This is a genomic window from Coleofasciculus sp. (assembly GCF_046539235.1).
Classification (GTDB): domain Bacteria; phylum Cyanobacteriota; class Cyanobacteriia; order Cyanobacteriales; family Coleofasciculaceae; genus Coleofasciculus.
In genome coordinates this window covers 1-14,830 of the sequence record NZ_JBKHHI010000136.1, presented here as the reverse complement: position 1 = coordinate 14,830, position 14,830 = coordinate 1, and the positions used below count along the sequence as shown (strand labels likewise).

General features: G+C 45.0%; 11 protein-coding genes, 1 pseudogene and 2 CRISPR repeat arrays. Of the genes and pseudogenes, 11 read left to right on the top strand and 1 reads right to left on the bottom strand.

The window, feature by feature from the left end:
* Positions 1–52: 52 nt before the first annotated feature.
* The 10 genes and pseudogenes from cas2 (at position 53) to ACLFWI_RS14125 (ending at position 9,851) form a co-directional block, all read left to right on the top strand.
* On the top strand, positions 53–304 hold the full coding sequence (gene cas2, locus ACLFWI_RS14170) for a CRISPR-associated endonuclease Cas2 (protein WP_446413447.1): 252 nt from the start codon (positions 53–55) through the stop codon (positions 302–304).
* Between the two features lie 218 nt (positions 305–522).
* A CRISPR array of direct repeats spans positions 523–921; the repeat unit is 37 nt; unit sequence ACCCTACCGATTGGGTTAAATCGGATTAGTTGGAAAC.
* A gap of 127 nt (positions 922–1,048) precedes the next feature.
* Complete coding sequence (locus ACLFWI_RS14165) at positions 1,049–1,261, top strand: hypothetical protein (protein ID WP_446413446.1); 213 nt, start codon at positions 1,049–1,051, stop codon at positions 1,259–1,261.
* A 228-nt stretch (positions 1,262–1,489) separates the two neighbouring features.
* Complete coding sequence (locus tag ACLFWI_RS14160; protein ID WP_446379840.1) at positions 1,490–2,062, top strand: LabA-like NYN domain-containing protein; 573 nt, start codon at positions 1,490–1,492, stop codon at positions 2,060–2,062.
* Positions 2,063–2,101: 39 nt separating this feature from the next.
* Complete coding sequence (locus tag ACLFWI_RS14155) at positions 2,102–2,446, top strand: hypothetical protein (RefSeq protein ID WP_446413445.1); 345 nt, start codon at positions 2,102–2,104, stop codon at positions 2,444–2,446.
* Between the two features lie 366 nt (positions 2,447–2,812).
* Positions 2,813–3,010: a hypothetical protein gene (locus tag ACLFWI_RS14150; protein WP_446379836.1), complete on the top strand. Its 198-nt coding sequence runs from the start codon at positions 2,813–2,815 to the stop codon at positions 3,008–3,010.
* 8 nt (positions 3,011–3,018) lie between these two features.
* Positions 3,019–3,504, top strand: a complete 486-nt coding sequence (locus ACLFWI_RS14145) for a hypothetical protein (protein WP_446379834.1) — start codon at positions 3,019–3,021, stop codon at positions 3,502–3,504.
* Between the two features lie 227 nt (positions 3,505–3,731).
* On the top strand, positions 3,732–5,087 hold the full coding sequence (locus tag ACLFWI_RS14140; RefSeq protein WP_446413444.1) for a HesA/MoeB/ThiF family protein: 1,356 nt from the start codon (positions 3,732–3,734) through the stop codon (positions 5,085–5,087).
* Positions 5,088–5,428: 341 nt separating this feature from the next.
* Entirely contained in the window at positions 5,429–7,225 is a 1,797-nt protein-coding gene (locus ACLFWI_RS14135; protein WP_446413443.1) for a Cas10/Cmr2 second palm domain-containing protein, read from the top strand.
* Between the two features lie 31 nt (positions 7,226–7,256).
* Positions 7,257–7,949: pseudogene (locus ACLFWI_RS14130) on the top strand (RAMP superfamily CRISPR-associated protein); the annotation flags it as partial.
* 198 nt (positions 7,950–8,147) lie between these two features.
* Complete coding sequence (locus ACLFWI_RS14125) at positions 8,148–9,851, top strand: hypothetical protein (RefSeq protein ID WP_446413442.1); 1,704 nt, start codon at positions 8,148–8,150, stop codon at positions 9,849–9,851.
* 252 nt (positions 9,852–10,103) lie between these two features.
* A CRISPR array of direct repeats spans positions 10,104–10,971; the repeat unit is 36 nt; unit sequence CCCTACCGATTGGGTCAAATCGGATTAGTTGGAAAC.
* 291 nt (positions 10,972–11,262) lie between these two features.
* Here ACLFWI_RS14125 and ACLFWI_RS14120 read toward each other — a convergent pair.
* Positions 11,263–13,365, bottom strand: coding sequence for a DNA polymerase III subunit gamma/tau (locus ACLFWI_RS14120; protein ID WP_446413441.1), 2,103 nt, complete (start codon positions 13,363–13,365; stop codon positions 11,263–11,265).
* 380 nt (positions 13,366–13,745) lie between these two features.
* Here ACLFWI_RS14120 and rnhA point away from each other — a divergent pair, with 380 nt between their 5' ends.
* A complete protein-coding gene (rnhA, locus tag ACLFWI_RS14115; RefSeq protein WP_446411005.1) occupies positions 13,746–14,654 on the top strand; it encodes a ribonuclease HI in 909 nt (302 codons plus the stop codon).
* The last annotated feature ends 176 nt before the right edge of the window (positions 14,655–14,830 follow it).

Here is a 14,830-nt window from a genome sequence, read left to right as displayed (position 1 = left end):
AGGCTTTGCATCTTGCTCGCTACTAATACCCAATTTAAATGCATTACAGCTTATTCCCAATGATAAAAGGCGGACGAAGTTGTCCAATTTTCTAGAAGGATATGGGCGACGAGTTCAATTTTCTGTGTTTGAATGTTTTTTGAGTTTAGACCAGATGCGCCAGCTTGATGAAAAGGTGAAAAAGTTAGTTGAGCCAGTGGAGGATAATGTGCGATTTTACTGGATATCTGAGGAAGCAGTTTCGAGGGCGTTGGTGATTGGCTCAGAAGCACCCCAACCGCCGCCAAAGTATTATGTTATCTAGGTTTGAGGGGTTTTTGAGGGGGATTAGTCAGGTGTTCATCGACACACCTCAGCAAATCGCCGAAACCCTATATTTTTCGTTGAGGTGTGTCGATGGCTTACAGGGTAAGGGTTTGAGGTATGTGTTGGAGTCAATTTTTGGGAGGATATGTTAGACTTTCTAGAGGTGTGTCGATTCGGCGGCTGAAACCCTTACTGGGCAAGGGCTGCTAGACGAACTCCCTACCGATTGGGTTAAATCGGATTAGTTGGAAACTCGGGAACGGGTTTCATGGTTTCTTCAATCCAAGAACCCTACCGATTGGGTTAAATCGGATTAGTTGGAAACATAAGGTTTTGATAATCAGAATCGAGTATGCTTTCACCCTACCGATTGGGTTAAATCGGATTAGTTGGAAACGTTAATACGGAATATTCCCAATATTTTTCAGGGATGTACCCTACCGATTGGGTTAAATCGGATTAGTTGGAAACTTTATGAAAGTTACATCAGCAACACTGAAATAAGACCCTACCGATTGGGTTAAATCGGATTAGTTGGAAACGTTACAGCTGTCCATCCTGCGAAGTCATTTGTGAACACCCTACCGATTGGGTTAAATCGGATTAGTTGGAAGGGTGGGTCATCCCACCCTTTTTCTTTAGCCGTGCCACATTCACCCAACCCAAATGACAATTAAAGAAAACCCCTTTTCCATCCTTACGTTAAAAATAAGCCTAGGTAGCTTTTTAATGAGATGGCATAATGTACCACGAATTCTTTTTAATCCAGCAATCCAACATGGAAAAAGTGATAGAAATTCTTCCTCACTATTCGGGGACGTATTTAGGAAATAGCACTTGGATTCCTAGTGTCAGAATCCTAAAATTCCCCAGTAAAGAAGTCTCTGAACTCTTCGCCACAAAACTCCTTGAACTGGGAATCATTAGTATTGGGCAATACAATGGCAAAATGTAAGTCGTCGGACTTTCATGAAAGTTGACGGTTGAGATGAGGGAACAGTAAGGATTTGAGGCTTATTAATATTTCTTAGTACAGGGGGCAGAAATTATGTCCAGGTACTTAACCCAACCTACTGGCTATTCCCCATTCCCTATTCCCCATTTCCTTGTAGTAAAAGAAAACCCCCCTTCCAGCCATAGGTTTTAATACAAGTAACAAACAAGCAAAGGATTCCAAACCTTTATGGGAACCAATCGTCGGGTACTCATTCTTGCCGATAGCGACAATACGTTCTTAGCCGCCCAAAGCTTTAACCGCAGGCTGGACTGGCAAAAAGTCCGCGACTACCTCGCTGACCCCAGAGAAGGTCGAGAACTCATTGAAATGGTCATTTACGTTGGACTACCTCCAGCCAGAGAACGGTTTGAAGAACAACGTAAAAGTAAAGAAAAATTCATCTATTGGGCAAAAAGTAACGGCTTCTTAGTCGTGCAAAAAGAAGGTAAAACCAAAGGCGATGATTATGAAACCAACATTGATATCGTCATGGCAATGGATGCCATTGAACTCGCCTTAGAAGTTCGCCCTGACATCGTTGTCTTAGTCACCGGAGACTCTGACTTTGCCTACCTTGCTGAAAAACTGAGACGGCGGGGAATGCGCGTCGAAGTGGCTTCTGTTGAACAATCTCTTGGCAATGACCTCAAAGTTGCTGCGAGTAGTATTGTCGATTTAATAGGAATTTTCGATAGCTTTGAACCGCAAAACAACCAGCAAAACTTTCACCGAATTGGTCACACGAATGTCTTTGATTAAATTTGAGGAGGTGAAATCCAGATTAGGGAGTAGTAACGTATGGAAACTATCAACGGAAAATTAATCATCGAAGCGGATCATCAGTTAGAAAACCTCACTCAAAACATTGAAAATCTGGCTCAACAGATTGAAGCATTGGAGTTGAACATGAGAGCTATGAGCAAAACAGAAAGAACCGAATATCGTCAACAGATTACCTCCATTAAGGTATCGTTACAACAACTAGAGCGATATTACAACCGCCTGCTGTCTACTGCCATTTTGACAGTGATTGGTTTAGTCAGTTGGTCGATTTGGTTAAATTTCACTCAAAATCCATCTCCAGCGCAACAGCCGCATTCAAAAGTAGCGATCGCCCGAATTCACCCCACCACGAGTTATTAAGAAATAAGCCCTTAAGTAGAATGGCACGCTCAATAAGCATTGTGAGATCACCCAAACTTTTGATCTGCCGTAGGGTGGGCATTGCCCACCAGCATACCAGTCAGTAACATTTCCCTTAAGTACAATGTCACTGACTTTAGAGTTTGTAGTCAGCGCTTCAGCGCTTATGGCACTAAAGTGCCTACTACGAACCCAGCTTAAGTCAGTAACATTTCCCTTAAGTAGGTGGACACAATTAAAGATTAGGCAACAGGCAATAGTACAGCTATAGCACCTAATTCAATAGTCGTGGTGCGTTACGCTACGAAGATAGCACCCTACATTCTACGCTAACGCACCCTACATTCTAAAACAAAGGAGATTGTCATGAGAGCAGTTGTTAACGGTAAATTAATCGATTTACCCAATGGCGCAACCGTTGAAGACTTGAGAAATAACTTTCCCGAAATTGGCAACGATGATGTCATGGAAGAGGGATTTGGTGGCACCAAACCCCTCAAAGAAAATGAAGCCCTAAAAGAAGGCTCTAAAGTTTGGACAGTTCCCAAAATTGTAAAAGGATAAAGGAAACAATGACAGTTAGAGTGAATCCCGGTCAAACCGATTTTAAACCCAGTACGAGACTCTTGTCTGAACTCAAACTTTTGGAGAAAGTGGCAAAGACTGTACTTGTTGGCAGTAAAACAGTTGGTGGTATTCAATATACTGCTGTTCTGGTCAAAGGAATGCCCCTATCCTCTCAGAAATTCCGAGTGTCTAACACAGATGTCTTATTCTTACTTCCCCCCGATTACCCGCGTCTTCCGCCAATTGGCTGCTATCTAAACTACCCGTGGAATACCGTAGGACAGGGCGACCATCACTTCACTCACCAAAGCTATTATGGCGCACCGTTTTTAAGTGAAGAAGGCTGGTATTGGTACTGCGTTGGACTCGGTGGCGGATTTAATCGAGATAGATGGCTGAATGCTTGGCGTCCTAGTCGCCAACCTGAACAAGGACACAATCTGGCGACTTTATTTGTCACCGCACGCCACGCGATTAATACCGATGATTGAGTAGTGGTTTGTAGTAAGCACGAAGAGTGCTATAACGCCTAGCTGGAGAGGGCTAAAGCCCTCACTACGAACCAATTCTAATCCATTAATTAAGGCGTTACTAAAGAAATGGTGCGTTACGCTTCGCTAACGCACCCTACATCCGATATCTACATCCGATATCCGATATCCGATATCCGATATCCGACATCCGAAATTTGATACACATAGCTTTCCTGAAAAAACTCATGAACAACTTGAAAAAATCACCCCAAATGTCTCTACACATCCCACCCAAAATGTGGCATCAATTTTACCGCGCTATGCTGGATGCTCGCACGACGAATGAAGAAGTGATTGGTTTTTTATTCTGCAAACGTCATCAGGTATCTAAACAACAAGTGAGATATCTGCCTCAAGCTTGGGTGGTTCCCTCTCCCGATTGCTACGAACGTCAATCCGCGAGTGGGTTGGTGATTAAACAGGAGTTTCACCGTTACTTAATTGAGACATTTCTGGCAAAGGAAAAACTCGATGTGGTTCATATTCATACCCATGCTGAATCAGGTAAGCCTGAATTTTCTAGCGTGGATGACCATTATGAATCAGAATATGCTCGGTTTCTTTCGTCTCACTTCCCCAAAAAGCCGCGTTTAATCTCTGGAGTGTTTGACGAAACCTTACAACAGTCTCAATTCCGCATCTGGGATAGAATTGGACAGTCATTTGAGCCGATTCACTGTTCCCAATCCTGGTTTGAACTCACCCCCGATGTTAATATTTCCAACCAGACAAACTTAATGTTTGCCCGTCAACAGGTTTTTGGTGAAGGGGTACAAAACCAACTGGGTGAACTTACCGTTGCTTTAATCGGCTGTGGGGGTATTGGGGCAATTTTTGCCGAACTGCTGGGACGTTTAGGGGTGAAAAAATGGGTATTAATTGACCCGGATCACATCGAAGCCGTTAACCTGAATCGCCTCCCGGCTGCGACTGAGGATATGGCAAGCCAGCAATGGTACAAAGTCCATTATGTCAAGCACCTGATCAAACGCATTTATGCCACGGGTTCTCACGTCAAAGCTATCCCCGCATCGATTGCCGATGAAGCCGCTAAACAGGAAGTCGCAGCGGCTGATTTAATTGTCGTCGCCACGGATAACCACTCCTCCCGGCAAGTTGCTCAAGAATTAGCCTTAGACTATATGCGTCCCCTGGTATGTCTGGGGACTCACATCGATATCAAACCTGATAATACCCCACGGATGTATTGTCGCATCACCGTGCCACCCTTGGGAGGTGGGTGGTGTTTGATGTGTGGCAATATGATTAATTTGCATCGTGCGGCTTTAGAGTCGGCGGCGGAGGAGATTCATCATCTGGCTAATCGAGTCGGGTATGTAGAAGGCATCGGCGACCCAGCCGTATTCTGGTTAAATAGCCTGTGTGCGAGTACGGGAGTTGGTGTTATCCACAGTCTTGTCAGTGGTTTTCTGGATGCCGATAATGGTATTGACTGGATTTACGAGTTTCCAGGGTCGAATTGGCATAAGACTAATCCTGAGTATTTGGGGAGTTGTGGTTGCTATTTTTGTGGGGGTTGAGGCGCAAAGACATTGAGAGGTTTTGTCGGTCAAGTCCTCAAATTGCCAGGAGTGTTAACCTTTGGAAATGGGTTCTTCCAGCTAGCTGTATACTGTTGGCATCAGCAATCAAAACGTACAAACGGCAATGTTGCACCTCCCACTTAAAGCGTTTGTAGTCAGCGCTTTAGCGCTTACGGCACTAAAGTGCCGACTACGAACCGAACCCTGCGCTTATGGCACTAAAGTGCCGACTACGAACCTACTACGAACTCTGCGACATTTAAGTTAAGGCTGGTGGGCATTGCCCACCCTACGATACTGTTACCTTTAAGAAAAGTCTACCGACTTAGGACTGGCTTATGAACACAAATTGTTACACTGTGATTACTTTTGCTCCCGTACAGGGTTTCATTGAGAAATCGCGCAAATTGCGGGACTTATACGGCAGTTCTTTTCTCCTTTCTTATTTAGCTTGTGCAATTTGTAAGGCAGCCGAAAAACATGGCTCTCGGGTTGTCTCTCCAGCTTTAATCAATGTGACCCAAGATACTCCCAACCAAATTATTATCGCTGGAAATTTTCCCGAAAACATAGCTGAAGCTGCTTTTAATCAGGCTTGGAAAACGGTTGTCGAAACCTGTCGTAAATATATCGAGCAAGCATTAAACACCTTTACTTATACCTGGCAACGGGAATGGAATGCTTGGTCAAATCACGCCTGGGAGTTTTTTTGGACGCAAAGCACTGATGAAGAATTGAGTCAAGCCAAAGCAACTAAAATTACGCCAGCAGATGTCACCCTGATGACTCACGCTCGCCGTAAACTGAATCAAATTAAAACCCAACGAAATTGGATAGCAATTAACTGGCAAGGAGAAAGTTCAACCTTATCGGGGACGGGAGCGATCGCCTACCCTCGGATGACCGATAAAACCCATCCTTTTCACTTTAGCATGGCTGAACAAACTCAGGACATTAATCAGTTTTACCACCAACTGAGCCAGCACTTAGGAGAATCCATTCTCGATCCGTCTGAACGCTTAAGTATTCCGGAACTGATTAAACGGTTAATCACCTTAGATGCTATTGCCAATCAATTTATTTATGAAAAAGACCTGCCGAGTATTGAAATTCCCCAAAGCTTTGTTGACTTAAACCGATTTGACAATAAGTTATGGGCAGGATACTTTCAGGGGGATGGGGATAAGATTGGCGAGTATTTACGCCATTTAAAAGAGAAAGGGGCAGATGAAGCTAACTCTCTCCACACCTTTAGCCAAGCCATGATGGAATGGGGCAAAAATCTCAAATATTATTTACCTCCGACTCAAGCAGAGCGAGTCAAACGGCGGAATTTAGATGCTGATGGACGGATTATCTATGCCGGAGGGGATGATTTTCTCGGTGTCCTATACCGAATTCCTGAGCAAAATCAACCGAAATTAACCGCTCAAGATTGCCTCAATTGGTTCTATCAATTCCCCCAAATTTGGCAAGAACATAAACAAGAGATTACTGTAAGTGTCGGCTTAGTTTGGGCAGCCCCTAGCGTCCCCCAACGAGATGTGCTACAACACTGTCGAGAAGCAGAAAAATCAGCCAAAAACAAGGGACGCGATCGCCTCGCTATCCGGATTCTATTTAATAGTGGCAATCACCTGGAATGGGTTTGTCCTTGGTGGTGTTTGCCACAGTTCCTGGAAAGCTATCAAGACAGAGAGGGAGACACTTTAGCCGCGCTGCAAGAAAAGCCAAAAGGGAATAAGAAAATTCCCAACTGGACTCATTTTTATAATGATGTTGCTACCCTAGAATCTCGCCATGCTTTTCAGGGGCAAACTCAAATTGCTCTGGGTTCTAATCGCTTGTCTTACCGATTTCCTACTATTAGGCAAGAAGAAGACTGGATAACAGCACCGGAATGGGAAAATGCCCAAGTTTTCACCGAACGTCCTCGTCCTTTTCACTATCGGTTAGGGGGAACAGGAGATACTAAACGCCTATCTAGGGGACGTTATGCCGTTCCCGCCGGAACAGTTTATGTATTGGAAACAGGTATTCCCCAACCTTGGTTTAATTGGCAAGAGTCTTGGTTTCCTGATGAAGCTTATTCCTATAAACGTTGGGGATGTGGATTAGCGTTACCCCTATCATAGTTTTGGATTTAAATATTTTGGAGAGTTAACCATGTACAAAAAAGCCTACGGCATTATTGAAACCCAAGCCCCCCTTCATGTGGGTGCTAGTGCGGGAGAAGAAACGGGAAATTTGAACCTAATTTTTCGAGACCAATTTACCCAAACGGGGATGATTCCAGGGAGTTCAATTCGGGGACGATTTCGGGCAGATATGCGGAATCAGGCGAGGAATAATGGCACGCGATCGCAAACCGAATCTCGCCATGATGATGTGGCGCTTTGGTATGGTCATGAAGCTGTTGCTAACCCTAACCAAAAAGATGGCGGTACAACTGAAGCTTTAGTTAAGTTTGAATATGCCTCTTTAGTTTGGTTACCTGTATTTTCTCCAGGACAACCGATTGTTTGGGTAAGCTGTCCATCCCTGCTCAAACGCTATCAGAAAATTGCTGAGATTAACGCCAAAGTTCCTGATCCGTATACGGCTGATCCGGAGTTAAAAGCCCGTGTTGTACCCGGAACGACTGAAAAGGTTTTATTCTTTAATCTGGGGTTTTTAGGTATTGAACACAATGAAAATTTAGCCGATTGGATACCTGTTGGGGCAGATGTGCATGTCAAGCAATTAGTTGTGGTTGATGATAATGATATCGCCAGGTTGCATGATATGGGATTGTATCGACAAAGCCGGATTAAAATGCTGGAGGATATGAAGAAAGTCGATACGAAAACCGGGGCATATTAAATGGGTCATTTGTCATTGGTCATTTGTCCTTTGTAAGAGGTTTAAGGCTTGTCTACAACTGTCAGATCCATTCAAAGTCCCCCTTTTTAAGGGGGATTTAGGGGGATCGACAATGTACCGCATAGCAGAGCAAACTGCTGTATTAATCTTATCTTTTGCTCTTGACCTTTCTACTGTTTTTTAGGAGAATTCAACATGGTTAATATAGCCAATGCTGCTCAATTAGTGCCGTTGATGTTTCAGGCGCAAATCAAAGGGCGATCGCAACTTCAATACATCAATCAAGAGGCTGAGGTACAAGATTCCCAACGATGGGCGTCTGAGTGGACGAAAGAAGCCTATCCCCAACCACCTGATCCGGGTAAAACTGTTACGACGAGAACCTATAAAATGCAGTGGCGGTTTGTCACCAATGGCGGACAATTTGAGGGAATTATTTTCCCGGCGCTGGGTGCCTTTGGCTTGCCCTTTTATCCCGGTAGCAGCATGAAAGGATTGTTTTGTCAAGCTTGTACTTCAGAACAAAAGCAACGCTACCGCTTGACTAAAAATAGTGATGAACCAAGTTTATTGCGGTTTCATGGCGGCTATCCGGTGAACGATTGGAAGCAAAATTTAGTCGATATTGTTCACCCGCAGCAGAAATGGCAGGTACAGACTCATCACACTGATGAAAAACCGCGTAATGAGACAGGATTTGCTTTAATTTCCCTATCGGAACCTGCGATTCAGTTTGGCATTTCTAGCCCGTTACCGGATACGGATTGGCAGGAAGTTTGGGCAATTTGGGAACGGGCGTTAGGGTATGGAATTGGTTGTCGCACCAGCAGTGGGTATGGATTACCCAAAGCGCGGTTAACGGAGTTGGGAGAGGAGGAGTATCCGATTCCGATTCAAGGGCAACAACTGTACAAGGCATTTTTGAAAGGAGAAGGGCAGGCACCTCAATTAATTGGTGGCGAAACGGAATTTCGTCCTAATGTTTTTCGCGGGAGTTTGCGGGGACACGCTTTGCGAATTTTCGGCGGGTTAACGAATCAGAAAACAGCCGAGGCGTTAGTCGAAAATTTGTTTGGCGGAGTGAATGATGGCGGAACCCAGGGGTTATTAACCTGTGCGTTTAAAACATCGGATTTACAACTGGGTACGTTTACAGAGGGGTATGGTGAACCCACGTATAAAGTGGCTGGCGAGTTACGTTGGCTGTTGATGTCGCCTCGCCAATTGGATGAAAGCAAGCAGCAAACCTTGAAAAAACTGTTGCCAGCTTTAATGCGGTTTGCTTTGCTATTTGGCGGGTTTGGGAAGTCGTGGCGACGGGCAGATCATCGGCAATTTTATCAGGAGTATTATCAACGTAGGAAACCTCTGATCGGGTGTCATTGGCAATGGGACAAAACGTCATTAACTTATGGGGCTAAGGTTTCTAGTTTAAATCGGGTTGGGCGATTTATTGATCAGGTAAGGCAAATTGCTTCAGAATGGATGCAGTTGCAGGGGGTAAAACCAGATGAAAGGAATCATGCCAACTGGCGAGAAGCATGGTATCCGGATGGTGTGGAAGTATGGGGGCGTTTGGCGGAGGGTGCTGAAGATTGTGTGGCTATCAAGTGGTTGCACGAAGCTTATCAAAGAGCAAATCGCCGATTCAGGGAAGCTGAACAGAGTATTAAGCAAAGTTCGGTGACGGGGCAAATTAGTCAAGTGGGAAGACTCTGGCATCGGATGTATCCGGTGGTGAAGTTGGTGGATAATCCAAAGAATCCAGGGAAGAAGAAACCCAGGAGTACGCCTAATTATTTGGAACTGTTGACGATTTTTCCGGATGATTCGCGTAAGTGTGATGATTTTCTGGATTTCCTGGATACTGAACCTGAAGGGTTTCAACGGCTTTGGTGAAGTTAAAACAGCACTCGAATCCCGTCAAGGTATTGTGGGTTCTAGATTTGAGGGCAATTTTCAGATGTTCATCGACGCATCTCGGCAAATCGCTGAAACCCTATATTTTTCGTTGAGGTGTGTCGATGGCTTACAGGGAGAGGGTTTGCGGTATGTGTTGGAGTCAATTTTGGGCAGGATGTGTTAGACTTTTTGGAGGTGTGTCGATTCGGCGGCTGAAACCCTTACTGGGCAAGGGCTGCCAGACGAACTCCCTACCGATTGGGTCAAATCGGATTAGTTGGAAACCAAGTAAATATTCTTGTGGGCCCAGTTTTTTGAAGACCCCTACCGATTGGGTCAAATCGGATTAGTTGGAAACATTCTCTCAGTGGCTATGATGGTGTAATGAAGCATCCCCCCCTACCGATTGGGTCAAATCGGATTAGTTGGAAACGCTTCTACTACTCCTTGAAAGGCTTTTAAAGTTATAATCCCTACCGATTGGGTCAAATCGGATTAGTTGGAAACGTGTTGATTTAGTGTTGAAAAAACTCCCAAAATTTCTGCCCTACCGATTGGGTCAAATCGGATTAGTTGGAAACGTTGCGACAACGACAGTCAGAACAAATAAACGAAAGTCCCTACCGATTGGGTCAAATCGGATTAGTTGGAAACCAAAACCGCTGATGGCTCAGAAATTGAGACAGGAGTTGCCCTACCGATTGGGTCAAATCGGATTAGTTGGAAACACCTAGAAAACCTATTGCCAAAACTGTTCCAGGTTCTGGACCCTACCGATTGGGTCAAATCGGATTAGTTGGAAACACCCTCGTATTCGTATTCAAATCCATTGGGGGATACTTCCCCCCAACGCAAAACCCTACCGATTGGGTCAAATCGGATTAGTTGGAAACAATTCAACAACAATTATATTAGGTGTGAGAAGGTTTTTCCCTACCGATTGGGTCAAATCGGATTAGTTGGAAACCGAGTTGGTGTCAAGTAATGACATATTAGCAATATCAACCCTACCGATTGGGTCAAATCGGATTAGTTGGAAACCCAAGATGGGGTCGGTAATATTTAACTGCTTACCGAGAGTCCCTACCGATTGGGTCAAATCGGATTAGTGGTTCTTCCGGACTTATTATGCTAAATCGCCTCATACGAAGTCCCAAATTATTGCCAAGCAAGGATTTGGGACTTTATTTAGAGTTAACTTAGACGGTTGAGGCATAAAACTATGGTATAGCTGCATTTGGAGCCGTTTTAACTAACAGTTTGGCATAGTAAGCTGTTCGGCATTTAAACCTTAATGTCAATAATGGCGAAATCCTTGTAGTGCGTTTAGTGAAGCCATGCCGCAGGCTTTGCATCTTGCTCGCTACTAATACCCAATTTAAATGCATGACAGCTTATACCAACATAATTAAAACTCAATCTCGCCATTTTCATCGTATTTCAAGGTATCCGATCGCTGTAATGGTGGAACCGAATTATTGGTTGTTGTCTCTGGTGTTTGCTGATTTTGAATTGGTGCTGAACCTGTATCATTAAACGACTGAGATGGAAGCGAAGATATTGTTTGTTTTGTTTCCTCAGCGGATGAGTTCGTCTCCAATTCCGGTAGATTCAATTCATCATCTAGATTAATAACATTACCATTAAAAAAATTCTCTAGCGTGGTTACGGCATCTTTAATTTTTTCCTCATCCCAGTCTCCGGTATCTATAGGTGCTGATACCGCTGATTGGGGTAGGGAAACTGGTATATTTTCCTCCGCACGATTAGGCGAAGTTCCATTCGGCTGGACTATGTGACGTTCCGGTTGCGGAATCACTGTTCCTCTATCATCTCTATCGTCCTGATCCTCTTCATCTTCTACATTTGACGGCAACTTAGACGGAGAAGGCGTAACCACCTCCCGATTCGTCGCCGTTGGTTTAGCCGATGTAGTCCCTAGGATTTTAAACATAACTTTGATATCTTTCTGATAGACATATTCAAAGGCAGCTTGAATATTTGGCAGTTTCTTTTGTGCCAGATCTAACAAAGGTTTAGTACTGATCCCTATCTGCGCCACTGTTCCATCAAAACTAGATAAATGACAATGCTGACGCAATAATTCTTTGGCACTATAGGGTCGCACATTGTCAATAATCTGTTGCCAAATTTGTTCTGTATTCGCCGATTGTTCAGAAACAGGAACGGCAGGAACTGTCCCATTATTGGCAGATGGGGGAGGTGATGGTGATGATTTTACTGGGGGTGGTGATTGAGTCTTAGGGGTTGAGGAAATAGGTGTCGTAGTTGGAGTTTGATTCGCCGCCGCCGGGGGTGAAGAGGCAGGTTGAGTACGATGTTGAGGTTCTGACGGCTGGGTTGTTCTGGGTTGACTAACCTGTTGCGATCGCGTCTGATTACTTGCCGATTCTACGCGCAATGCGTCGGGTAATAAACCTAACAGAGTCACTTCTAACCAGAGGCGCGGTTGGGTTGTGTTTTTAACTTGTACCTCACTGCTTTTTAGATGTTGCTGTCCGCGTAAAATATCAGCCGTATCCATCGATTGAGCCAACTCGCTTAACTGTTTCCAGGTTGGCGGCGTGACAGCCACTAAATCTTGACGACTGGGTGCGGTTTTAGCAATCAGTAAATCCCGATAAAATCCAGCTAAATTTTGCAATACAACTAAGGGTTCTCGTCCCCGATCCATTAAGTTTCGGCAACAGTCGAGAACGGATTGAGCATGATTATCCGTGATCGCTTGGCTCAATGCCAATAAGTCTCGTTCCGGTACTGCCCCAACTAAATCCCAAATACATTCAACCGTTATTTCTCCGGCTAACAAGCTGAGTTGATCCAGCAAACTCTCGGCATCTCGTAATCCCCCTTGTGCCACTTGTGCAACTAAGGTAATCGCTTCTGTTGTAATATTAATTGTTTCTTTGGTGGCAATGTATTGAAGATGCTTGACCATTGCCGCTAACGGAATGCGGCGAAAATCAAACCGTTGACAGCGAGAAATAATCGTGGGTAAAACTCGTTGGGGATCGGTGGTGGCTAAGACAAAAACAACATGTTTAGGCGGTTCTTCTAGGGTTTTGAGTAATGCATTGAACGCCGCACTGCTAAGCATGTGACACTCATCCACCACATACACCTTGTAGCGACATTGAACTGGGGCAAATTGGGCGCGTTCGATGATTTCCCGAATATTATCAACACCCGTATTACTCGCCGCGTCAATTTCGGTGATATCCAGGGCGGTTCCTTGAGCGATCGTGCGACAAACGTCACAAGTACCGCAAGGTTGAGGCGTTGGCTTATCGGTAGTCAGACAGTTAAGGGATTTGGCTAAAATCCGCGCTGACGAGGTTTTTCCCGTACCTCTCGGACCACAGAACAAATAAGCCGGGGCAACTTTCTCTTGACGAATAGCATTCGTGAGCGTTTGCGCGATCGCTTCTTGACCAACCAAATCGGCAAACGTCTGAGGGCGATATTTGTGATGGAGGGGTTCGTAACTCACGAGGCTTCAGGATGTAAGGGAGACAAGGGGGAGATGGGGGAGATGAGGGAGATGAGGGAGATGAGGGAGATGGGGGAGATAGGTCCCCAGTGAGATGAACAATTGTACTATCTATCATAGTCACTTGAGATCGTAACTCATGCGCCATATCCTTGAGTGAAGCGAAGGATCAGTCGGGGCGGGTTTAGTTCAGGTAGTGGTTTGATCCGGAACGTTATGGGTAAAACCCGCCCCTACACAGTCATACGGACTCGATCACTTTCTCTCCCCCAGCCTCCCCAGCTCCCCCAGCCTCCCCAGCTCCCCCTTGACCACCTGTTGTGCCGATGGGGTAAGAACTCTGCTACAACCAGTTAGGAGTCTAATCATAATGCGAAACAATGCCTGTAACTCGTCAAATCAAAAGTGTTTATACTGATGGAGCCTGTACTGGTAATCCCGGACCCGGTGGCTGGGGTACAGTTGTCTATTTTACCGATGGTTCTGTGCATGAAATAGGGGGGGCTACGGCACAAACCACCAATAACCGTATGGAACTCTTAGCCGCGATTGAAGCCCTGATCCTGGTTCAGGGATCTGGACAAACTCAGCCGATTACCCTCTATACCGATAGCGAATACGTCAAGAACGGCATTACTAAATGGATTAAGGGTTGGAAAAAGAAAGGCTGGAAAACCTCTCAGGGAAAAGCCGTTTTAAATCAAGATTTATGGGAAAAACTCGATGCGGTCAATTCTCCCCTAGTCACTTGGCAGCATGTACGGGGACACAGTGGCAACCAAGGCAACGAGCGTTGTGATCAAATTGCCAATGCCTTTGCCAACGGTAAATCCCCTAGATTAACACAAGTCCTAGAACAAGTGAATCATTCCAACTCTCCCACTTTACCCCAGAAGACACCCGTAACAGGGGTATCAGATGAAAAGACCACTTTTGATGTAGTTTACAAAGATGTACCATCGAGCCTTCCTACATCAGAAAAACCCATGATAGAAATACCGGATTCACCAAGCAATTCCAATGACGAGTTACCCCGTGAAGTTAGAGTTGCCCAACTGGGAAACTTAATCGAGACCCTACGCATTGCTGATGAAATCGCCAGTGAGGGCTATTTGATTAGTAGTTCTGAACTAGCTGATTTAATGGATATCAATGCCAGTGCAGTTACCAGTCGAGGAGATCATTGGCCCTGGCGCAACTGGATTGTTTCGCGAGTGCGGCGTGAAGGCAACCAGATTCTCTGGCAATTAGAACGAGTAGACCAAGTTAAGTCTGGTGATGAAGAGTGATTAGGGATTGGGGAAGTGTTGAGTGGGTAGGGGCGGGTTTGGGGACTTTCGTCTCGCCGTTAATGATAACGTTTTGTTCAAAACCCGCCCTGACTACGTTTTGATTGTTGATCCCTGATTTGTAGGGGCGGGTTTGGGGACTTTCGTCTCGCCGTTAATGATAACGTTTTGTTCAA